Genomic DNA, 22141 nt, shown 5'->3' with positions numbered 1-22141 from the left:
TACTTCCCTACTGCCTTCGGAATGAAGAGAGTTAGCGGGTTAGGTCTGTTGAATTCTAAAAAACGAAACTTGTTCTCACCACACCAATCACAGCATCAGGATTCCGCTCATCATGGTTGGGTGCTGTTAGCCAAAAGAAACCAGGAGTAATCGAAATATTTTCGGTTAATTGATATCTGTAGAAAGCTTCGATGTGATATCCAGTATCGCGATCGCTTCTTTGTCCGGGAGGCAAACCAATCGCCTCTGCTAAAGCACGATTGCTAGTCCCTGTTAACTTCGGTTGCATCCCTAACACAATGCCACCTAAATTTCCCTTTTTGCCCAAATCAGGGAAAGCCAGTGTCACCGCATAGTTCCAGACATCGGCATCCCCCTTGATATTACCAAGAGCGCGGGCGGCAGTGTAACCCACCCAGCCACCGAGTTCAAAGCGGGGACTAAATCGGTAATTAACTTGTGCACCGTAACCGTTACCTACCACAGGATTTCCATCAGGATCGGTGAGATCGATGACTTTGGCGGCGTTGCTACCTGCGAGAGTATCGACGCCAAAAGCTTGAGAAAAAGAGTTCAGATAAAGCAAGCCAAGTTTCAAGCGATCGCCACTATAAACCAACTGGGCAAAAGCACTGTAACCACCATTAAATATACCTGAATCTCTGCCTGGGTTACTAGGGCCGTTAGGGGCGTCTTCACCAAAGTAACCAAAATCTAAACTGAGGGCTTCGCTAAGGGCATAATTTGTCGCAATCCCCGCTCGATTTCCTAGCGGAAAATATACAGGATTGACTTGACCAAAATTAGATATTGCCCCCGTAGAGGTATCGATAAAAGGACTAACTGTATCCGTTGTGTAGGATGGATCGATGGAACCTGCTTCAATATAAATTGTGAGTTTGTCTCCAACTGGAAAGCGATACTCTAACTGGCTAATTCTGGCTTCATTATTTTGAGATACGCTACTGGGAGTAAACCGAGTTTCACCTGTTAAGCCTGGATCTGGTCCTCCACCAAATGTTGCCCCAGTGTCAAACTGTCTTAAGTTAGTGATTTGAAAACGAGTTCTTAAACGGTCTTTTCCAGTGAAGCTAGTATTAAAATCAATGCGAGTCCGATGACCGAGAGTAGCGTTATTTACATCGCTAGCATTCTCACCAAAAGCATCACCTGCATAGGTGATCACCTCACCGCCTAATTTAGTGGTTGTAGAAAATTGGTGAGCTTCCAGTTGGGTTGTCCGAGCTTCCAAAGTATCCACTCGACCCCGCAGCGCCGTCAATTCCGTTCCAAATTCATCAATCAGCCGTTGTAAGGTTCCTAAATCGTCTTTGGTGACAAAATCTGCTGAACTAGCAGCAATCAATTTCTCAATTTGCTGCAAGCAGGTATTTAACCCAGCCGCAAATTCATAACGACTCAGCGCCCGATTGCCACGAAAGGTGCCATTCGGATATCCTGCAATACAGCCATAACGTTCAACAAGCGATCGCAGTGCTTCATACGCCCAATCCGTCGGTTCTACATCTCGCAACTGCGACACATTGCTGACTTGATCCATCGCATCAGTCTCTTCAGTTCCCTGAGAAACGGCATCTGTCCCAACTAGAGCATCAGTATCCTGGGGGAAGGGATCAACGGTTTCCTCTAAGACAGTTGGAAATTCTGCTGCTTGGGCAATGCTAGCGATCGCTAAAGCGTTAACCAGCACTGCGAGGCAAAATTTTAGAGGGGTCTGAAACAGCTTCAAGACGGTCTCTCCTCACACTTTTTGGCATTCCTAATGAATTTTGTCACGTAAATGCTGATAATGCTGGCTGAATTTACGCTGGAGGTTGTTTAAATACTACATTTTTGCCCAGCGAGTAATTGTATATTCTCCTACCAAGAAGAAGTTCAACATATACTCTTGTTGATTATGCTAAAAAGAACCCCGATTTCTTGGAGAAATCGGGGTTCTAAAAACTGAGGATTTAGTTAACGTGAGTTCGGGATAAGGAAGGGTGGAACAGATACAGTTGAAAGTACCTAATTCTCAACACATCTGACCACCCTATGCTTAGTCTAGAAGCCTTGTTTTGCCATGTCGATGATTTTTGCCGATGGTTTGAACCGCTCTGGCGGCAACGCCTATTGGGGGAAGGGTTACAGCGTCGTTCCCGCTCCCGCAGCCTCAGCTTAAGCGAGATCATGACCATCTTGATTGCCTTCCATCAATCGGCGTATCGTAACTTCAAGTGGTTCTATACCCAGTTAGTCTGTCGTTACTGGCGCAACGCCTTTCCTCAATTAGTCAGCTACCAACGCTTCGTGGAATGGATGCCCTCCACCCTGATTCCACTGTGCGCCTACCTGCGCCACTGAAGAAGGCAACTGTACAGGCATCAGCTTTATCGATTCGACCAGCATCAAGGTCTGCCACAACCGTCGCATCGCCTCCCACAAAGTGTTCAAGGCCCTAGCCGCAAGAGGCAAAACGTCGGTGGACTGGTTCTTTGGGTTTAAGCTGCACCTAGTGGTCAACGAGCATGGGGAGTTGCTAAATGCGATCCTCACTCCGGGCAATGTGGATGACCGTCAGCCTGTCCCCCAATTGCTGCAACAGCTATGAGGGTAAGGTGTTTGGTGACCGGGGTTATATCTCCCAAAAACTCGCCCTTCAGCTATGGCAAGACTGGGGCATTCACCTGGTGACCAAGCTCAAACGGAACATGAAAAACCGCTTGATGAGCTTGGCTGATAAGCTGCTCCTGCGGCGACGAGCCATCATTGAATCGGTGATTGACCAGTTGAAGAACATTTCTCAGATTGAGCATTCTCGTCACCGTTCGCCGGTCAACTGAAGAGTCAACATTCTCTGCGGATTGATTGCCTACTGCCATCAACCGAAGAAGCCGGCGATTGCCATTGACCACAACTTGCTGCCTTCGGCTTAACCCGAACTGACGTTAGTTAGCTAATTTTCAACAGTTCTACGTCGAAAATTAGAGTCGCGTTGGGAGGAATGACTCCACCCGCACCACGAGCGCCATATCCCAAGTCAGGAGGGATAATTAACTGGCGGCGTCCGCCGACTTTCATGGTGCTGAGTCCTTCGTCCCAGCCTTTGATGACTTGTCCAACGCCGAGTTTGAACTGGAAGGGTTGATTGCGATCGCGCGAACTATCAAACTTCGTGCCATCCTCTAGAGTGCCGGTGTAATGCACTACCACCGTTTGACCTGTTTTAGGAGTTGCCCCTTCGCCTTCCTTTAACTCAGTGTACTTAAGACCAGAAGGCGTAGTCTTCACTTCGCCACTGGCAGTTTCATCACTTCCTGGGTTGGTATTCATCGTTATAAGCCTTGTAATATCAGCAGTAGGATCGTTACTGGGAGTTTTTGCAACAACTGCGGTTTCAGTTTTGGTTAGTTCAGCTGCTTTTGCATCTCCTTGATTGCTGCTGGTAACTTGAGCAAAAATCAGGAGTACCACACAGGTAAACATTACCCCAACGCTGATTAGAATTTCTCTCATGCATCCATTCTCCGTACCTCTAAGACCTCAAAACTTTAGATTTTAGATTGAGAGAATTTTCGATTCCATCCAAAATTCCCCATCCAAAATCTAAAATTGATTGCCTAACTAGATTCTCAATCCTATCAGCTTTACTTACCGCCAGAGCTTATTTTCCATGTCACGCACCTGACGTTCCAGGCGGTCGATGCGTCCCCGCAGTTCATCCATTTCCGACTGGCGAGGAACCCCCAGATCCTGCAACATATTCCGCATTTGCCGTTGCATCTGGATCTCCAAGTTCCCCTGATCTGACTTGAGCTGCTGCATCAAATCATCCACCATCCCCTTAGCTTGATCGGGGTTGATCTTGCCTTCCTTGACCCATTCATCGCTCACTTCGCGGATTTTGTCCGCTACTAAAGACGTAGTCCCCACACCCATCATTAGTAGCTGCTTAAGCCAGTTGTTATTATCCATTTTCCCTTCCTGTCACTCCGCCGCGACTTTGAGCGGCTAAACACGTATCATAAAGCGGTGCTAAAATCTTACCGATTTTTCACCTACAGTTCTATTTTGTGACATTCTCTCAACAACTGCCGCCCATCTTCCAGACGTTGCTTGTGGCAAAATCAATCTGTCTGATGGATGATTGAAGAGTCTATTTACAGCTTCAAAGCAGCTTATACTCCAGCTCATGGTCATTGAGTGGCTTCAGGTAAGAGTCGCCCCCGAACTGCGGGAAAAATACATTCAGAAGGATGGCGAAATCTGGACGGCTTTCCTCGCCAGATGTCCGGGTTTTTTGGGTAAAGAAGTCTGGCTCAACCCGAACGACCCAACAGAGGTTATTTTAGTCATTCGCTGGGCGACGCGGGAACAGTGGAAGTCTGTTCCACCAGAAAGCCTGGAAGAAATCGAGCGGCAGTTTGTCCAAGCGATGGGAGAGGCTTTCCCCATCGTTCAGTTAGCAGAATATCAAATCCGAAAGTTTCCCCAGGCTTAAACTGGATCTAGAGGTCTTTCTAGATTGCGACTTGCTAGACCGGATACAGGCCCAGAATTACCGTGCTGCTATCCATGCCGAACTGTCCTAAGTGCCATCAACCCGTCAATGCCCAGGTAACGACCTGTCCTTATTGCCGAACCGAGCTAAAAGCCTACGGTCATCCTGGCATTCCCCTACATCGAGCAACGGGGGAGGAATTTCTGTGCAATACCTGCACTTACCACGAAGATGATACCTGTACCTTTTCCAAGCGTCCTTACGCCAAGGAATGTACGATGTATAGCGATCGCTCTCAAGAATCTCAGCAGATAACTGCCACTCGCTACAGTCTCGGCTGGCGTCACTCGCTTCAGCTTTGGTGCCAACGAAACCAACCTTTACTGCTGCTATGCGGTCTAATCGTCGTCAGTTTAGCGATCGCTTTCTATGCGAGAAAATAAATCTAGACAACCTTAGCCGTAACCGAACTGGTTTCTGAAGCTTCTTTTGCTTCTTTTAGAGGCAACTCCTCAACGGGTGCTGCTTCTTGAAAAACCGTCAAATCAAACCAGAAAGTCGTACCCACTCCGACCTCGCTAACCAAGTGAACCCTGGTGTGATGCTTCTCAATGATATTTCTAACAATGGATAGACCCAAACCCGTCCCTTCAAGGGTATGAACTCGGTTTTCCACTCGGAAGAAACGATCGAAGATTGCCGCTTGGTCTTCTGTATCGATGCCAATTCCCGTATCCGAAATTTCAATCCGGACTAATTTGGGATTGGCAGTTGCAGGAATTCTTCCGTGTTCCTCTGCTTCGGACGGGGAGACTGCATCCCGACTCTTCTCATTTCTCAACTCAAGCAAATAGGCGCGAATTGCCACCTTTCCACCCGGCTGAGTAAACTTCAGCCCATTACCGACTAGGTTAGCAAACACCTGGAGCAACAAATCATAATTGCCCCAAACTGCTGGCAAATCCGGTTCAATCTCCTGGATGAGTTCAATTCCTTTATCGCGGGCATTTAGCTGGTAAGTACGCAGCGTTTGCTCCACAGGTTGGGCAATCTCTACTGGCTCAAAGTGATATCGCTTGTGCGACTCAAGCCTAGATAAATCCAAAACGTCATTTACCAAGCGAGTCAGGCGGTCGGTTTCTCGATTCGCAGTGTCTAAAAATTCCCGACGTTCCTCTTCAGTCAAATCTTCGCCGTATTCGTGGAGCGTTTCAATAAATGACTTGATATTGAAAAGCGGCGTTCTCAATTCGTGGGAAACATTGCTGATAAAGTGGCTTTTCGCCTCGTTCAGCTCTACCTCACGAGTAATGTCCTGTACCGTCATCGCAATTCCCTTGATGGTTTCCCGGTACTGGTCGAGAACGGTCGTTAGGAGAATGCGGACGGTGCGGTTCGTCGGTTGGCATAGCGTCACCCGAAACTCTGCCCCTTCGCATTCTCCGGCAGCAATTTGATACAGGGGTCGTGTTAGCTCCACGTTGACTGGAGAAGGAAGGCAATGCAGAGCGTTAGATCCCACTACATCAACGCCATCCCACCCAAAAATTCGTCGCGCTGTCGGGTTGACTAAGATCACCTGAAAGTTGGTGTCAATCAGCACAGCTCCATCAGCAATTGTAGAAACCAACGTCTCTAGCTTGGCTTTCTCTGCTGTCAGTTCCTCGATATTTTGCTCTTCATAACTCTCCAGCCTTTCTGCCATCTCGTTGAAGCTGTAAATCAGTTCGCCCAGTTCTCCTCCGAGTGGCAGATCAACTCGTTGCTTAAAGTTGCCAGCGGCAATATTCTTGACCCCGACGAGAAGTTCTTTAATTGGCTGAGTAATGGTTAAGGCATTAAAAACCGCCCCCAAAATCACCATCACCCAGATGGAAATAAATACGGCAATCGTGACATCTCGTGTCAGATGGGACGACGCCACCACGGTCGGATTAGCGTTAATTCCAATTGCCAAAACTCCTAAGTTTTTGCCGTCGTGCGACAGGGGAACAAAGACATCCGTAACTTCCCCATCCGGACTTAGGTGCTGTCGCACCATTGGTAAGTCGGAATTATCAGCGTAATCTTCTGGCAATTGAATCCGACGCTGAATCGTCAGCGAGTTTTGTACCTCGGACTCAGAGAAAGGAATTCCAAAGTAGATTTTGCCAGTGTCGTCGGCATAGAGCATATAGCGCACGCTGGAGGTGCTGCTGTAAAAGCGGTGAGAAAAGCGTGCCACCTCTGTCAGATTGTTTTCGGCAATCTGAGGCGCGACATTCGCCGCCAACAACAAACCTAGGTCGCGCCCGAAGCGAGTATCATTCAGCCGAGCATCCTGCTGAATTGTATTCACTGCCCAGAAGGTCAGACCGCTCATCACCAAGGAGACGACTAAGGTAGCAGCCGCCATCAGGCGCGTCTGAAGCGTAAACTCAGACCACCAATGGGCAATGACTTCTCGAAGGGTTTTTAGTAGAGCCAGCAAGGTAAATTTGCCACTAAAAATGGTAAAAATGAGAGATTTATCAAAAATTGTAGAGGATTCTTACCAAGGAGAGGTGGATTTTTGAACGTTTCTCAACTATATTATCTACTTTTATTTTCTCATGTTCCCCTTGGAACTCTCATGTATCTTTGGATGCAGCTCGATTAAGATTTTGAAGAAATTTAAAGATTTACGTGATGTGCAACTTTCCAAAACTCTGTAGCGTAGACGACAAATGCTCTGAAAACTAAGGAGCGATTGGGTTTTAGTTGCACATGACGTTAAACGCTAAAGTTTCCCTGCCGTGCGGACACGATAACCAATATCCCGTCGGTAGTACATCCCCTCAAACTCAATGCAATTAATCGCCGTGTAGGCTTGAGCGAGCGCTGCATCAAAATCCTCTCCAATCGCAGTAACTCCCAACACCCGACCGCCTTCTGTTACCACTTGTTGCTGCTTCTTCTGAGTGCCCGCATGAAACACATGCGCTCCTGCTGTCTCGGCTTGCTCAATGCCAGTAATGACATGACCCTTTTTAAAGCTTTCTGGATAACCCCCCGCCGCTACAACGACACAGGCGGAAGCGCCTGATTTCCAGGCAATAGGAGGCTGTTGGGCGAGTTTTTGTCCAACGCAGGCAACCAGTAAGTCTTCTAGAGGGGTTTCGAGTAAAGGCAAGATCGCCTGCGTTTCCGGATCGCCGAAGCGACAGTTAAATTCCAAAACTTTCGGATCGCCTTGGGGAGTAATCATTAATCCAGCGTAAAGGACACCCCGGTAGTCGATGCCCCTCGCCTTTAAAGCAGCAACAGTCGGCTCCAGAATTTCTTGCTGAACTCGCGCACTTAAGGCAGGTGTCAAGATAGGAGCAGGGCAATAGGCTCCCATTCCGCCTGTATTTGCCCCTGTATCGCCTTCACCGATGCGTTTATGATCTTGAGCCGGTAACAACTGGCGAACTGTCAAGCCATCCGACAACGCCAAAACCGAGACTTCCTGACCCGCTAAATATTCTTCAATCACTACAGTCTTGACTCGACTGGAGAATAAATCTGCGATCGCAGAGTATGCCTCTTCCACCGTTGCCGCTACCGTAACTCCCTTACCGGCTGCCAACCCATCAGCTTTGACAACAATGGGTGCCCCTTGCGCTGCTACATAAGCTTTTGCCGCCTCTGGCTCAGTAAAAACCTCCGATCTGGCGGCTGGGATACCCGCTTCCCGCATCAAATCCTTTGCCCAAGACTTACTCGCCTCAATTTGCGCTCCCGCTTTGGTGGGACCAAACACTTTGAGATTTTGGCGTTGCAAGTAATCTACGATTCCTAAAGCCAGAGGGACTTCAGGTCCAACGACCACCAGCGAGATGTTATTCACTTGGGCAAATCGTGCTATCCCCTCAAAATCATCAACACTTAAGGGGAGATTCTGACAACGCTCCAGAGAAGCTGTGCCGCCGTTTCCAGGAACACAGACTATCTGCCGAATGCGTTGAGATTGCAGCAGTTTCCATACCAGGGCGTGTTCGCGTGCCCCATTGCCAACAACCAAAACCTTCACGTTCGCCTCGCGCTCCTGTTTTTGTTTTCTTGAATCTTGCTAAATTGCAGGCTGTACGCCCGCCCAGACTAGGGCAGCGCCTCAATTCAGCGCCTTATCCTCAGGGACGATCTATCATCTGAAAACCTAGTAAATTTACAGGGCAAATCGTATAAGGCAAGCAAATACTTCATTATGCCACGCAATTACCCAATGTCTCAGTTAGCCATGTCTCAGTTAGCCAAGAGATACCTGATAGATGGGAGCAAAGCGAGCCTAAATTTAATCGTTTTAGGATTAGATGAGTGGGATTGAACGAAAGGAAATTATTGCCATTGTTCCAATTCCGACAGCCAGTGCCGAACCAAAGCGATAAAGCGATCGCGCCGAGTTTCAAAATTAGCGGCAATCGAAATAAAACTGATACCGACTATCAACCCGATCACCCACTTGAAAAAGGAGTAACGGAAAACAAAAATTACCAACTGATAAAAAGCAGTCAGTAAAAAGGTGGCGGTACCAACGTAGAGAAATGCCCGGACTCGGAAAGCCAATCCAGCAAAAATGAATAAAATACTCAAGATTCCCGGTAGCAATCCAGTTTCTTGGTGTAGCAAAAATGCCGCTCCACAAATTACCCCAGCGCCTAGGCAACGAAATAGATGGCGAGTCTGTTTGCGGCTTGGTAGCGTCAAATCAGAATCGACTTGGGCAACATACAGCCACGATAATCCAACCGGCATGATGTACCACAAGTAATCGGAAAGTTGTAATTCCAAAAACCACCGAAAAAGTGCCCAATTAATCAGTGCTAGGCTGAGATAAGTAAATCGAATTTGATTAGATAATTTGGCAATAAAGACATAGAATGCCGCTGTTATCAACAAGCTAATTGGGTGAATTTCTACTCTGGTTTCCCAAATCATCACCAATGGCAGAATATATGCCGCGTGCTGCCAAGGTCTTTTAGACCATCCCCATTTCTCCCAAGGCAAAATATAGAGAAAATAAGCCCAAACACAAGAAATTGGGGCTTTCCAAGGAACTAATGGCCCAGCCCAGAACTGTCCAATGGCTGTATAAAGCCAAAATATTCTGATGATACCTACTTCTAATAAACCTAGGTAAATCCAGACTTCTGCAATGCTAATTCCCCTTTTTTCACGGAATAAGGAATGTGCTAAATTTTCCTCTGTTTTTAAGAGGTCTTGTGAATCTCCCCTGTTTTTTGAGGGAGAAGAAAGGGGAAATCTGCGCCCTTGAAAAATCGCATATCGGATTAAAAACAAGCCGGTTCCTAATCCCAGAAGTCGGCTAGCTTCAATGGGATTACCAATCGCCGCGATGAGTAAGCAACTGCTCCAAGCCCAATGAAAATGAGCAATTACTTTCAGTTCTTCAGCAGTAAGGCGTAAGTAATTTAGCAGCCAGGGGAATAACAAGCGATAAGCATACATGATGCTGGTGCCAAGGGCAGACATGACAATGAATCCATCGCCCAAAGCTCCACCTGATGCTTGTAAAAGTTGGTAGAACAAAAGTTCGTAGGCAGAAATTGATACTCCCAGAAGTCCCAAATAGAGAATGGGTTTGAGTTCCTGTCGTCGTCTGCCAACTCCAATTGCAATGAACGCGATCGCAAGCGTACACAATCCTGTCCAACTGGTAAATGTATCCCACCGCAGAAGTGCCCCCAACACGCCGTATAGTAGCGGCAGGATATGCCAACGGTTCGGAACACTTTCGATTTGCGATCGCCGCCGCCATGCTTCTCCCAAAAGCTGCGTGCCTAAACCTAAGACGATATTAGCGATCGCTAAATTTATCACCGAGCGTTCAAAGAAGCCCAATGTCTCGGCTGTCAACAGTTCTAAACCCCAACCCAGTCCGTAAAATGCCCAATGATTCGGTTGTTGCCAACTGCGATAAGCGATCGCCCCAATTGTCAAAGTAACCGCAAGTAAATATTCCCCACTGGGCGAAGCAACCCCTTGGTAGAGAAAAAGCGAATGCAGCGTTAGCATCAACAGCTCAAAACTACATAACGCGATCGCCCAACCCTCAACCGCTTGTGCATAAAGTGCCGCTAACGTCCCATAACGACGCATCAGCCAGGTTCTGGCAAGCCATAAACCTACCAGCGCGATCGCTCCGGCTAAAAACCAACCCGGTACCGAAAGAGGCGGTACTCCAGGCACGCCATCCCCCAGCAGCACGCTGAAAAAACTCAAGCTAAACCCAACGGTAATGACGGCTGCTGCCAGATGCCGTAAATAGCGCGTATTCACCAACATCAGCCCAGTTGCCATTCCTAAGCCAATTAATCTGCCTCCAGGTAGCACGAATGTGAGAATTTGTGCCATTCCCAAACTGGCGACACTCAACCAACTCGCCAATGTGCGTTGCTTTCCAGCAGTTTGGCTGGCAACTCCCGTCAAAGCCAAAGGTGTAATCAGCCAAAAAATGCCCCACTGCTGACGGCAAAAGGCATCGTTCCCGAATAAGGAAACATTTGCTAACAATAATTGATAACTGAGTCCCGCTAGTCCTAAACCCAGATGCCAAGCACTTTGCTTCCACAGAAGTGCTGAAGAGGGTAGGAGGACGTGAAGCGTCCATTCAGCAACCATCACCACCAACAAAATGCTTGCCCAAACTTCTTGGTGCAGATTGGGAAAAAAGCGGTCAATCGTAGAGAATAGCGTCAGCAACCCCACTAAGTGGGTGAAATAGACCAGATTAGCCCTAATAGGAAGTCGGCGCTGTGTCACAATTGCCAGTGTCACAGTCGAAAACAACAGGTTAAGCGATCGCAATGTGGGATTTAGTAAACTAATTAGACTCAGTACCGTCCCACAAGTGAGTGCTAGTTGTTCGCCAAAAGTGGCTAAATCGGTCTTGGCAGCTCGATGCAGCCAATCGCTCACCCCGACGATAAAAACAACGTAGGGAAATAAAACCAGGCTCAGCAACGCCCAAGGAACCGTTTCCGAACCCGTCAGTTGAGTGCCAGTTGCGATCGCCCATTCTTGCACGGAAGCAGGCACTAACCGCCAAACCAGCCAAATCGTCTGTAAGGCAATCCCTAAAAATGCTGCCAGATCAACCTGTAGCCAAAAACGCTGCAATCGGCTGAAGAAAAACCACAAACCCAATCCGCTAATCGCCGTTGCTTGCCAGGGAACCGTTGTTCCTACCGAAACCAGCCAACCGAGGCACAACAAACTACCGCCAACTTTCTCCCACGGCAATTGGGGTGATTGGGTGGATGTTTCGGGTTGCTGTTGCGATAACCACACCACCAGCCAGCCGCAGATACCAAGGGCTAACCCCAACTGCGTTACAGGTACTTGGACAATAAAAATTGCTCGTACCAGCAGCACCACCAAGGCATAAATCACTACCCCGGCTGGCAACTCAATCCCGATTCCCTTTTTTTCGATAGTCCCCGCAGGCTGTCGGTGACGAACTTGATAGAACGCGAGGAGGGACGTTCCCACCATTCCCAGATAAACGGCGATGACGGGAAATCCTGACAAATTCCAGCCCCAATGCAGGTAACTGAGTCCCAAAATATTCAATGCTGGTAACGCTTCTAGTAACTTCAGCCGTCTAGAAGCCGCCAATCGCCAATTTTTCAATAATTGGAGAGTAATCGCCGTCAAGAGAACAGATGCGATCGCAACGACTATCTGATTAACAGGATTCTGCCACAACCCAAAGCTATCCATCGCCCAAAAATTCACGGGCATTAACAGTAGGGTAACAATTTGCAACGTCTGCGCCGTCAATTGCAAACTGGGTTGGCGATTCGCCCAAGCGCCTACCCGCCAAAAAATCAAGGTATACGCTAATAAAACCCCATACTGCCCAGCAGCCGGAAATCTTTCCCATTGAGTGGCAGCTAGCACCCCGGACGACACCACCACCATGAACACTCCCAAAAACAGCAGCCACCGGACGCTGAGTTCTGCCATCAGCGACTGCAATATCCCTGGGATCGCTTTGGGACGTTGGCGAGAAGCAGTCTTACCAGCTGTTGGTAGTAACTGCGAATCAGAAGATACCGTAACTTGAGACGTTAGTTGAGACGTTGGTTTGGGTGTTACCGCAACGGGTGGCAACGCACAGACCAAGTATTTTTGACTTATATCGCTAACCTGACCCTCAGAAATCAAACCCAAGCGCAGCCAAACATCCAGACCTTCCAAGAGCTGAGGCTGCGAGTTGCTAATCGTTACTTTAATATTGATGGAGCGGTCATGTGAAGATGACATCGGCAGCCACCCTAGAGATGAATACTCAAATCATCTTCTTGATTAAAGGATTAGCTGTGGTGATTGTGACACTTTAGGGTATAGAAAGTACGCTTGGACGGCGTCCACTGTCCACCCGACTCTTACTCTTTCTCTTTAGCCCCTAGTGCTTCTTTTTGCTGCTGGTAGCGCTGTTTAAACAGACGCTGCTGTAGCTGGTGTTCCACAATCGGGGCGGGATAATTACAGCGATCGCGTTCATTCGCCGGTATCTTCCCACTGACGAGATATTCTGTATTTACAGACCTGAGTTCTGGCACCCATTTCCGGATATATTCCCCGTCTGGATCGAATTTCTGCGATTGAGAAGCTGGGTTAAAAATTCGGACTGGCTTGGGGTCCATCCCGCTAGAAGCACTCCACTGCCAGCCGCCATTATTCGCAGAAAGATCCCAATCGTAAAGCTTTTGCATGAAGTATTTTTCCCCTAACCGGGGATCGATCAGCAAGTCTTTAGTGAGAAAACTAGCAACAATCATCCGACAGCGATTGTGCATCCAGGCTGTTTCATTCATCTGGCGCATTGCTGCATCGACAATTGGGTAGCCAGTTCTCCCCTCGCACCAAGCTTGGAAATGTTCTGGATTGGTGTCGTAAGGGAAATTTTTGAGCGTTTCGCGGAAGGCACCCTCGGCTAATTCTGGGAACCAATACATCGCGTGTTGATAAAACTCGCGCCATGCTAGTTCTTGTTGCCATGTGCGGATATGGGTGTCTTCTTCATCGCTGCGGCTATGTTCTAACACCTTCAGCGTGGCATCCCAAACGGTGCGAATGCCGATTACACCAAATTTCAAAGCGGCGCTGAGTTGGGAGGTGCCGCTAACTGCTGGAAAATTCCGCTGTTCTTTATATTCTGCGATCGCTTGAGCGCAAAATTCTGCCAGTTTTTCTTGCGCCGCCTTCTCTCCTGGCGCACTGACCAGTTCCTTTTCCCAAATAAATCCCAAATCTTTAGCCGTAGGCAGTTTACCTGCACCCGCTTGTCGCGCTTTCTGCTGTTCTTCTTGGGTAAGTCCCTCGGCATTCTGGAGTTCTGCTGCGGGTTTAGCCTTGGGTTTATTACTCCAATTTCTCCAGAACGGAGTATAAACCGTGTACGGCTGATTAGAACCGGAGTGAATCTCCTCTGGTGCGTGTAATAGCTGATCCCAGTGATTTTGGACTAAAATACCCTTTTCTTTCAGGACTTCGCTGATAGTGCGATCGCGCTCTTTGGAGTACGGTTCTACATCCCAATTCCAGAATACAGCCTTCGCATTCAGCGCCGCCGCCAACGCTGGAATTGCTTGAGTCGGGTTGCCTTGAAGGATCAACAATTGACTACCAGCCTTTGCGTAGCGTTCTTGGAGTGACTGCAAGCTGCCAATCATATAAGTCACTCTTGCCGGTGCCACATCGTCTCTATCCAAAATATTCGGATCTAAGCAGAAAATCCCTACTACCTTGGGACTTTGCTGCCGTGCAGCAGCCAATCCTACATTGTCCGAAAGGCGTAAATCGCGGCGGTGCCAAAACAAAATCAGGTCAGACATTCAATCCCTTGCTTTTAAAATCACTTGCTTATGTTTGACAGTTTAAAAGCTGACAACACCGTGTGTATCACTCCCGCGAGTGACTGCAAACTAAACGACTATAGCAATCCTAAATGATTCCTGAAGGCAAGATCCCGGCTTCTTTAAAGACGGGGATCTGAACCGCTGGATATCTTCCAAATCAAACAAGATTGCTATATAGCGTTTCTCAGGTGGGTGGAATATATTGCAGTTCTAATGCTCGGTAGAGACATAGCAATGCCAGATCCCTCCTGATGTATCGCACCTAATTGAGGATTGAAATAATCTCATATCTGGCTATTAAAATACAAAAAATCAGCCATCCTAAACTGGCTAATTTTTTGTAGTCGCAGACTTTAACTTGACAAACTATTGTAAAAAAGGACGAGCCAAGAAAAAACTAGAAATCGATTTAGCATCTACTGGTTCACCCGCCAGAATTGCTTGCTCTAATTCTTGGGGAGTCATCAAAATCGTTTCAATATCTTCGTCAACATCTTGACTGGGAGGTGTCTCCAAACGTTCTAAATCTTGCGCTAAAAAAGCGTAGATAAATTCATCTGAATAACCGGGAGCAAGAGAAAATTTACCTAAGTTTTGCCATTTATGAGCGCGATATCCGGTTTCTTCTTCAATTTCGCGCTTAATAGTCTCCTCTGGAGCTTCATTCGGTTCTATCGTTCCAGCCGGAAACTCCAAAAGACGCCCCTGTACGGCAAACCGATACTGCCTCAATAGGATCAACTTCCCTTCTGACGTTACAGGTACAGCAAGCGCACCACCAGGATGCCGAATGCATTCCCAGTCTCCCTCTACTTGGTTCGGGAGGCGCAGACGGCTGACTTCAAAATTAAATTTACGCCCCTGGTAGAACAAGCGTTGTTTGAGGACTTCAGGGGGTTCTTGACCCAGTACCATAGGAAACTACAAACGGCGGACTTCTGAACAGTCTACAGCCTGAACGAGTTGCGCGATCGCACATCCGGAAACTGGATCGATCCAATCTGGTGCAATTTCCGCTAAAGGCACCAGCACAAACGCTCTTTCTCTCATCCGAGGGTGAGGCAGCTGGAGAGATGGAATCTCTCCGCCCTGAGTGTCCAGGATGACGTCATCAAAGAGCAATAAATCAAGGTCAAGTGTTCTCGCCGCCCAGCGCTCTTGACGGACACGACCAAAGCGATCTTCAATTTGCAACAGCGTCTCTAACAATTGCTGAGGCTTCATCTGGACGTGCAGCAGGGCACAACCATTCAAATAATCTGGTTGAGGTGGCCCTACAGCCTTCGTTTGATACCACCTAGACTGGGCTAGCAGAGTAATTCCGGAAGTTTGGTTCAGCGTTTCCAGAGCAGCCTCTAGAGTGGCGCGGGAGTCGCCGAGGTTGCTACCAAGAGCAACTGCGCTTTGCCCGCCCTTTGCTAAGGCAGCTTTTGCGTATGTCATGATTCCAGCCTGACCCCTTTAGGTGCGGCTATAAAAAAACTTAGCCTGCCTACACAGGCTAAACAAATTCAGTCGAATCGAAGATGAAGACTGTTAGCTGTCTTAAGTTCCTCTGCCCAAAACTTGCTGTTTTAAGGTCTGGAAGTCTTGAGAGAGTTCTTTGCGGCTTTCAGCAGTAAGTAGGTAACGATAAACGAACCAAGCCGTATATCCGATGCCAATAAGCTGTAGGGTTGGCGCTATCAACGGCAAGCTATGAATCGCCGCCAGCAGAGCCACTGTTAGCCTTAATGTGACTAACACTGCTAAGAGTAGTCCAAGGGTAACGAGCGATCGCTGGTAGGAGGAAAAAAAGTTGCCCGCATAACTTGGCATCTTTTCTAAAAACCTAGCGATTTGTGCCCACACCTGCTGCAATTTTGCACTATAGACTTCAGTAGAAGGCACTTGCAACTCCGAAGGGGTTTCTTCTACGTTTTGTACATTGACTTCTACTGAGGACTTTTCAGATTCAGGCATACTTTCAGAAGAGGGAGTTTCAGGATTCATATCAACTTTTAGGAATGACGACAACTTGATGCCTTGGTTATGGCAGTGTTTCTTCTCGTTCTGCTTTTTCTCATCAAGAAGCGAAAAACATACTTCGCTACCAAGTTTTTATCTATTGGAGTGATAAAAATCAAGCATCCTGCGGTATATGTAACAGAACTACCGAGCGGGAACACTAATGACTCAATTTTTTACCTGAAAACCTGAAAAATTGACAAGCTTTACCGTAACCGCCTGTAGCATTGGTTCAGCACTCTATGAAAGCTCTGTGAAACTCACTCAGTCCACGATCAATCTTACTCAAGCAGCAGCTAGTGAGATTAAGCGTTTGCAATCCAAGCGTCAAAACGCCAACGCTCAATTCTTTCGTCTAGCCGTACAATTAGGCGGTTGTTCTGGCATCTCCTATGCTTTCGGCTTTGATGCAGCCGTAAAGCCAGACGATAGACTGTATGAATGCAATAGCATTGCAGTATTAGTTGATGCTCAAAGCCTAGCCTACCTCAATGGTCTCACCTTAGATTACTCCGAGGATCTTATGGGGGGAGGGTTTCGCTTCTACAATCCCAACGCGAAAGAAAGCTGTGGTTGCGGTAACTCTTTCTCTATTAACGAGCCGCTTGCCAACTCTGCTACCCCAGAAGCTTCATCTCCAGATCCTTTAAACTGACAGAGTAAACAGAGTAAATTGACAGAACCCCAGACAGATGATACACTCAGAATTTGTCTGCAATTTGGAACTAGCAAGGATTCAGTAACCCCAGTAACTCATGCCCACAATCCAGCAGCTCATTCGTAACGAGCGCCTAAGTACCCAAAAGAAAACCAAGTCGCCAGCCCTAAAAAGCTGTCCGCAGCGTCGCGGAGTATGCACCAGAGTGTATACGACGACGCCTAAAAAGCCCAACTCAGCCCTTCGGAAAGTGGCAAGAGTCCGTTTGACTTCAGGTTTTGAAGTAACGGCATATATCCCTGGTATTGGTCACAACTTGCAAGAACACTCAGTTGTGATGATTCGGGGCGGACGGGTTAAGGACTTGCCCGGAGTCCGTTATCATATTATTCGCGGAACCCTAGATACCGCTGGAGTTAAGGATCGCCGTCAGGGTCGTTCTAAGTACGGCACAAAACGTCCCAAGGCAGCAAAATAAGCGGAGGGTTTATCTGCCTCGGTACAGTCAAGATCAATGGCTTCCGATTTGCAGAAAAGACAAAACGCTAATGTTGCTCAAAACTTCCCGAATCTAGCGCCAATTGCACAGAAAATGCGCGGAAACATCATTTGCCTCCCAAAGGATGCCAATGAACCCTCGGTATAAATGGTAAAGTTGGATAGAAGATGTTTTTACTGGATTCCGTGCGGGAAGACGCATCAGAGATGTTGTAAACACGTAGATTAGCACCCGTTGCGGTAGAAATACCTTTTAAAGCGAGTGTGTGCGAATCCAGTAGGATGTATCCAAATCCGGAGAAGGTTGCTTAAGTTCCCCAAAACGAAAAATTGGGAAATTACTGCACCAGGGAAGATAGCCATTGCTTGCAGTCGGGGGAAACCTCACTGTAGGTAGGGGAGAGTTTCACAGTCGGGCGAAATCTCCACCTTAGTAGCAAACGGCTCTCTAGAACCCGCAAAGACTTGTTGAAAAAAATCCCATCTCAGGCACGAACATTGGGAGGGATCTGTAAAAATTCTGTATTTTATTCATTGAAGGCTTAGTATGTCTCGTCGTACCGTTGTTAAAAAGCGTCCTGTTCCCCCCGATTCGATGTATAACAGCCGTCTTGTCAGTATGATGGTGCGGCGGATTATGCATAGTGGCAAGAAATCCATTGCCACTGGAATTATCTACGATGCCCTAAAAAGCATCGAAGAACGGATTGGAGCAGATCCTCTAGAGACTTTTGAGAAAGCAGTTCGGAATGCAACCCCCTTGGTGGAAGTCAAGGCTCGTCGAGTGGGTGGTGCAACCTATCAGGTGCCAATGGAAGTCCGCCCTGACCGTGGAACTGCGTTGGCGCTGCGTTGGCTGATTCAGTTTGCTCGTTCTCGCCCAGGTCGCACAATGGCTGGGAAGCTAGCAAATGAGCTGCTAGATGCCGCGAATGAGACGGGGAATGCGATTCGCAAACGCGAAGAAACTCACCGGATGGCTGAAGCGAATAAGGCATTTGCCCACTACCGATACTAAGCACTACGACAGACGCGAGATCGGTTATTGCGACCTTTTCCTCGCGTCTGTACGAAGCTGAAAATCTTAAATAAAGTATACAATTTTAAACGGATAGAACGCATAGCACATTACTATGCGGCACAGATGAAGGAGGTAGCTGTGGCACGTACCGTCCCGCTAGAGAGAACACGTAACATCGGAATTGCCGCACATATTGATGCGGGTAAAACAACAACAACAGAGCGGATTCTGTTCTATTCCGGGATTGTTCATAAAATTGGCGAAGTCCATGAAGGCACAGCAACGACTGACTGGATGGAGCAGGAGCGGGAAAGAGGTATAACCATTACCGCCGCTGCGATTAGCACGAGCTGGCGGAATCACCAAATCAACATCATTGATACCCCCGGTCACGTAGACTTCACGATTGAAGTAGAACGTTCAATGCGGGTGTTGGATGGAGTGATTGCTGTGTTCTGCTCGGTGGGAGGTGTGCAGCCTCAATCTGAGACTGTATGGCGACAGGCGGATCGGTATAAGGTGCCTCGGATCGCTTTTATTAACAAAATGGATCGGACTGGGGCGAATTTTTACAAAGTTTATAACCAGATACGCGATCGCATGCGGGCAAATGCTGTCCCCATTCAAATTCCTATTGGCGCTGAAAGCGATTTTGAGGGAATTGTAGACCTAGTTCGGATGCGAGCCTACCTCTACAAAGACGACCAAGGAAAAGAAATCGAAGAAACAGACATTCCTGCAAACCTTCAGGAGATAGCCCAAGAGTACCGCACGAAGCTCATCGAATCGGTAGCAGAAACCGATGATGCTCTGACGGAAAAGTACCTGGAAGGTGAAGAACTCACCGAACTAGAAATTCGGAAGGCGTTGCGTAAAGGCACAATTGCTGGCACAATTGTCCCGCTGTTGTGTGGTTCTGCCTTTAAAAACAAGGGTGTTCAGCTGCTGTTGGATGCAGTGGTAGATTACCTACCTGCTCCTATTGACGTTCCCCCCATTCAAGGACTATTGGCAGACGGAACCGAGGTGGTAAGGCACGCCAGCGATGACGAACCAGCGGCTGCTTTAGCTTTCAAGATTATGGCAGATCCCTATGGACGCTTAACGTTCATTCGGGTATATTCTGGCGTAATCAAAAAGGGCAGTTACATCCTTAACTCAACCAAGGATAAAAAGGAACGTATCTCCCGCTTGATCGTTCTCAAAGCTGACGAACGGATCGAAGTAGATGAAATGCGGGCTGGTGATTTAGGTGCAGCTTTGGGTCTGAAAGACACCTATACGGGCGATACCATCTGTGACGAACACTCACCAGTGATTCTGGAGTCACTGTTTATCCCAGAACCCGTGATCTCCGTAGCAGTGGAACCCAAAACTAAGCAGGATATGGAGAAGCTCTCCAAAGCTCTGCAATCGCTCTCGGAAGAAGATCCGACGTTCCGAGTTCACATTGACCCAGAAACCAACCAGACAGTAATTGCGGGGATGGGCGAACTGCACTTAGAGATTCTCGTAGATCGGATGTTGCGAGAATTCAAGGTAGAAGCCAACGTGGGTGCGCCGCAAGTTGCATACCGCGAAACCATTCGCAAAGCTGTCAAAGCTGAAGGGAAATTTATCCGTCAGAGTGGTGGTAAAGGTCAATACGGTCACGTTGTGATTCAAGTTGAGCCTGGAGAGCCAGGGACTGGTTTCGAGTTTGTCTCCAAAATTGTTGGCGGTATAGTACCTAAAGAGTACATTAACCCAGCAGAGCAAGGGATGAAAGAAGCCTGCGAATCGGGTATTGTAGCTGGATATCCGGTGATTGACCTCAAGGCAACGATGGTGGATGGCTCTTACCACGAGGTAGACTCCTCAGAAATGGCTTTCAAAATCGCAGGATCAATGGCGATTAAAGAAGCTGTGATGAAGGCTTCACCCGTGCTGTTGGAGCCTATGATGAAAGTTGAGGTGGAAGCTCCAGAAAACTTCCTTGGGGATGTGATGGGAAACCTCAACTCCCGTCGCGGTCAAATTGAAGGCATGAACTCGGAACAAGGCGTTACTAGAGTGACCGCCAAAGTTCCACTTGCAGAGATGTTTGGCTATGCGACGGATATCCGGTCGATGACTCAAGGGCGGGGTATCTTCTCAATGGAGTTTAGCCATTACGAAGAAGTTCCTCGCAACGTGGCTGAAACCATCATCGCCAAGAGCAAAGGGAACACATAAATTGGTCTGTAGTCTTTGGTCAGTTGTCGGTAGAAAAGCCAACTGACAACTGACAACTGACAACTGGCAAAGGAAAAAGGAAAAAGGAACAGGTAATACATGGCACGCGCAAAGTTTGAACGCAATAAACCCCACGTTAATATCGGTACGATTGGTCACGTTGACCACGGTAAAACGACCTTAACCGCTGCCATTACGATGACTCTGGCAGCAATGGGTCGGGCGAAAGCAAAGGGTTATGCCGACATTGATGCAGCGCCGGAGGAAAAGGCTCGCGGTATTACCATCAATACCGCCCACGTTGAGTATGAAACCGAATCTCGCCACTATGCCCACGTGGACTGCCCAGGCCACGCGGACTATGTGAAGAACATGATCACGGGTGCAGCTCAAATGGATGGTGCCATTCTGGTGGTGTCGGCAGCAGACGGCCCCATGCCTCAGACGCGGGAACACATCCTCCTCGCTAAGCAAGTTGGCGTTCCCCGGCTAGTTGTCTTCTTGAACAAGCAAGACATGGTAGACGATGAAGAATTGTTGGAACTGGTAGAACTGGAAGTCCGGGAACTGCTAAGTTCTTACGAATTCGATGGTGATAATATTCCCATCGTCGCAGGCTCGGCGCTTCAAGCATTGAACGCCATGGCTGCCAATCCCAAGACTCCACGCGGTGAGAATGAGTGGGTAGATAAAATCTATGACTTGATGGGCAAGGTAGATGAGTACATTCCTACTCCAGAGCGGGATATTGATAAGCCCTTCCTGATGGCTGTGGAAGACGTATTCTCCATCTCCGGTCGTGGTACCGTTGCGACTGGTCGGATTGAGCGGGGCAAAGTCAGAGTTGGGGAAACTGTTGAACTGGTGGGAATTCGAGACACCCGTAGCACAACAGTAACTGGCGTGGAAATGTTCCAGAAGACCTTGGAAGAAGGGATGGCTGGCGATAACGTCGGTGTACTCCTTCGGGGTTTGAAGAAGGAAGATATTGAACGGGGTATGGTGCTAGCTAAACCTGGTACAATTACTCCTCACACTCAGTTTGAGTCTGAAGTGTACATCCTTCAGGAAAAGGAAGGCGGTCGGAAAACACCGTTTTTCGCTGGCTATCGTCCTCAGTTCTACGTGCGGACAACCGACGTAACTGGAACCATCAGAGCTTTCACCTCGGATGATGGCTCTAATGCCGAGATGGTAATGCCAGGAGACCGGATCAAAATGACCGTTGAATTGATCAACGCGATCGCAATTGAGCAAGGGATGCGCTTCGCGATTCGTGAAGGCGGTCGCACCATCGGTGCTGGCGTCGTCTCCAAGATCCTGAAATAGGATTTTGACAAACAAATGGGGAGCAG

At 48.0% G+C, this 22141-nt stretch carries 17 protein-coding genes and 1 pseudogene; 8 read left to right on the top strand and 10 right to left on the bottom strand.

The window, feature by feature from the left end:
* Positions 1-55 precede the first annotated feature (55 nt).
* Positions 56-1750 carry an iron uptake porin gene (locus H6H02_RS03730; protein WP_199328961.1) on the bottom strand — a complete coding sequence of 565 codons (1695 nt, stop codon included), beginning with the start codon at positions 1748-1750 and terminating at the stop codon, positions 56-58.
* A 305-nt stretch (positions 1751-2055) separates the two neighbouring features.
* On the opposite strand from H6H02_RS03730, the pseudogene H6H02_RS03725 reads away from it, so the two are divergent.
* Positions 2056-2936: pseudogene (locus H6H02_RS03725) on the top strand (IS982 family transposase).
* A gap of 16 nt (positions 2937-2952) precedes the next feature.
* On the opposite strand, the gene H6H02_RS03720 reads toward H6H02_RS03725, so the two are convergent.
* On the bottom strand, positions 2953-3516 hold the full coding sequence (locus H6H02_RS03720; protein WP_190814752.1) for an FKBP-type peptidyl-prolyl cis-trans isomerase: 564 nt from the start codon (positions 3514-3516) through the stop codon (positions 2953-2955).
* 135 nt (positions 3517-3651) lie between these two features.
* Positions 3652-3975, bottom strand: a complete 324-nt coding sequence (locus H6H02_RS03715; RefSeq protein WP_190674204.1) for a phasin family protein — start codon at positions 3973-3975, stop codon at positions 3652-3654.
* A gap of 217 nt (positions 3976-4192) precedes the next feature.
* Between H6H02_RS03715 and H6H02_RS03710 the strand changes: the two genes are divergently transcribed.
* The gene (locus H6H02_RS03710; protein ID WP_190814750.1) at positions 4193-4501 is read left to right on the top strand and encodes a TIGR03792 family protein; all 309 of its coding nucleotides are present in this window, start codon (positions 4193-4195) and stop codon (positions 4499-4501) included.
* 74 nt (positions 4502-4575) lie between these two features.
* A complete protein-coding gene (locus H6H02_RS03705; protein ID WP_190814748.1) occupies positions 4576-4944 on the top strand; it encodes a zinc ribbon domain-containing protein in 369 nt (122 codons plus the stop codon).
* Positions 4945-4946: 2 nt separating this feature from the next.
* On the opposite strand, the gene nblS is transcribed toward H6H02_RS03705, so the two are convergent.
* The 7 genes from nblS to H6H02_RS03670 all read right to left on the bottom strand — a co-directional run bounded on the left by nblS (position 4947) and on the right by H6H02_RS03670 (position 16380).
* Positions 4947-6971 carry a two-component system sensor histidine kinase NblS gene (gene nblS, locus H6H02_RS03700; protein WP_190814746.1) on the bottom strand — a complete coding sequence of 675 codons (2025 nt, stop codon included), beginning with the start codon at positions 6969-6971 and terminating at the stop codon, positions 4947-4949.
* A gap of 288 nt (positions 6972-7259) precedes the next feature.
* Entirely contained in the window at positions 7260-8534 is a 1275-nt protein-coding gene (gene purD, locus H6H02_RS03695) for a phosphoribosylamine--glycine ligase (RefSeq protein WP_190814744.1), read from the bottom strand.
* 305 nt (positions 8535-8839) lie between these two features.
* Positions 8840-12790 (bottom strand): DUF2157 domain-containing protein, encoded by a 3951-nt coding sequence (locus H6H02_RS03690; RefSeq protein WP_190814742.1) that lies wholly within the window; start codon positions 12788-12790, stop codon positions 8840-8842.
* Positions 12791-12912: 122 nt separating this feature from the next.
* Positions 12913-14364 (bottom strand): deoxyribodipyrimidine photo-lyase, encoded by a 1452-nt coding sequence (locus H6H02_RS03685; RefSeq protein ID WP_190814740.1) that lies wholly within the window; start codon positions 14362-14364, stop codon positions 12913-12915.
* Positions 14365-14754: 390 nt separating this feature from the next.
* The gene (locus H6H02_RS03680) at positions 14755-15303 is read right to left on the bottom strand and encodes an NUDIX hydrolase (protein WP_190814738.1); all 549 of its coding nucleotides are present in this window, start codon (positions 15301-15303) and stop codon (positions 14755-14757) included.
* Between the two features lie 6 nt (positions 15304-15309).
* Entirely contained in the window at positions 15310-15831 is a 522-nt protein-coding gene (folK, locus tag H6H02_RS03675) for a 2-amino-4-hydroxy-6-hydroxymethyldihydropteridine diphosphokinase (protein ID WP_190814735.1), read from the bottom strand.
* A 102-nt stretch (positions 15832-15933) separates the two neighbouring features.
* A complete protein-coding gene (locus H6H02_RS03670; RefSeq protein WP_190814733.1) occupies positions 15934-16380 on the bottom strand; it encodes a CAAD domain-containing protein in 447 nt (148 codons plus the stop codon).
* A 289-nt stretch (positions 16381-16669) separates the two neighbouring features.
* Between H6H02_RS03670 and H6H02_RS03665 the strand changes: the two genes are divergently transcribed.
* The 5 genes from H6H02_RS03665 to tuf all read left to right on the top strand — a co-directional run bounded on the left by H6H02_RS03665 (position 16670) and on the right by tuf (position 22115).
* A complete protein-coding gene (locus H6H02_RS03665; RefSeq protein ID WP_190814874.1) occupies positions 16670-17050 on the top strand; it encodes an iron-sulfur cluster assembly accessory protein in 381 nt (126 codons plus the stop codon).
* A gap of 100 nt (positions 17051-17150) precedes the next feature.
* The gene (rpsL, locus tag H6H02_RS03660; RefSeq protein ID WP_190690283.1) at positions 17151-17531 is read left to right on the top strand and encodes a 30S ribosomal protein S12; all 381 of its coding nucleotides are present in this window, start codon (positions 17151-17153) and stop codon (positions 17529-17531) included.
* 567 nt (positions 17532-18098) lie between these two features.
* The gene (gene rpsG, locus H6H02_RS03655; RefSeq protein ID WP_190814731.1) at positions 18099-18569 is read left to right on the top strand and encodes a 30S ribosomal protein S7; all 471 of its coding nucleotides are present in this window, start codon (positions 18099-18101) and stop codon (positions 18567-18569) included.
* Positions 18570-18710: 141 nt separating this feature from the next.
* Positions 18711-20786 (top strand): elongation factor G, encoded by a 2076-nt coding sequence (gene fusA, locus H6H02_RS03650; protein WP_190814729.1) that lies wholly within the window; start codon positions 18711-18713, stop codon positions 20784-20786.
* 99 nt (positions 20787-20885) lie between these two features.
* The gene (gene tuf / locus H6H02_RS03645; protein ID WP_190814727.1) at positions 20886-22115 is read left to right on the top strand and encodes an elongation factor Tu; all 1230 of its coding nucleotides are present in this window, start codon (positions 20886-20888) and stop codon (positions 22113-22115) included.
* Positions 22116-22141 lie beyond the last annotated feature (26 nt).

Origin of the sequence: Coleofasciculus sp. FACHB-1120, assembly GCF_014698845.1 — a bacterium.
Taxonomy (GTDB): Bacteria; Cyanobacteriota; Cyanobacteriia; order Cyanobacteriales; family FACHB-T130; genus FACHB-T130.
This window is presented reverse-complemented; position numbering and strand designations above follow the sequence as displayed.

Coding starts and splice junctions, on each gene's coding strand:
- H6H02_RS03680 (WP_190814738.1), bottom strand. CDS start 15,303: ATGGTACTGGGTCAAGAACCCCCTGAAGTCCTCAAACAACGCTTGTTC.
- H6H02_RS03690 (WP_190814742.1), bottom strand. CDS start 12,790: ATGTCATCTTCACATGACCGCTCCATCAATATTAAAGTAACGATTAGC.
- H6H02_RS03705 (WP_190814748.1), top strand. CDS start 4,576: ATGCCGAACTGTCCTAAGTGCCATCAACCCGTCAATGCCCAGGTAACG.
- rpsG (WP_190814731.1), top strand. CDS start 18,099: ATGTCTCGTCGTACCGTTGTTAAAAAGCGTCCTGTTCCCCCCGATTCG.
- folK (WP_190814735.1), bottom strand. CDS start 15,831: ATGACATACGCAAAAGCTGCCTTAGCAAAGGGCGGGCAAAGCGCAGTT.
- rpsL (WP_190690283.1), top strand. CDS start 17,151: ATGCCCACAATCCAGCAGCTCATTCGTAACGAGCGCCTAAGTACCCAA.
- H6H02_RS03685 (WP_190814740.1), bottom strand. CDS start 14,364: ATGTCTGACCTGATTTTGTTTTGGCACCGCCGCGATTTACGCCTTTCG.
- H6H02_RS03720 (WP_190814752.1), bottom strand. CDS start 3,516: ATGAGAGAAATTCTAATCAGCGTTGGGGTAATGTTTACCTGTGTGGTA.
- H6H02_RS03670 (WP_190814733.1), bottom strand. CDS start 16,380: ATGAATCCTGAAACTCCCTCTTCTGAAAGTATGCCTGAATCTGAAAAG.
- H6H02_RS03715 (WP_190674204.1), bottom strand. CDS start 3,975: ATGGATAATAACAACTGGCTTAAGCAGCTACTAATGATGGGTGTGGGG.
- tuf (WP_190814727.1), top strand. CDS start 20,886: ATGGCACGCGCAAAGTTTGAACGCAATAAACCCCACGTTAATATCGGT.
- H6H02_RS03710 (WP_190814750.1), top strand. CDS start 4,193: ATGGTCATTGAGTGGCTTCAGGTAAGAGTCGCCCCCGAACTGCGGGAA.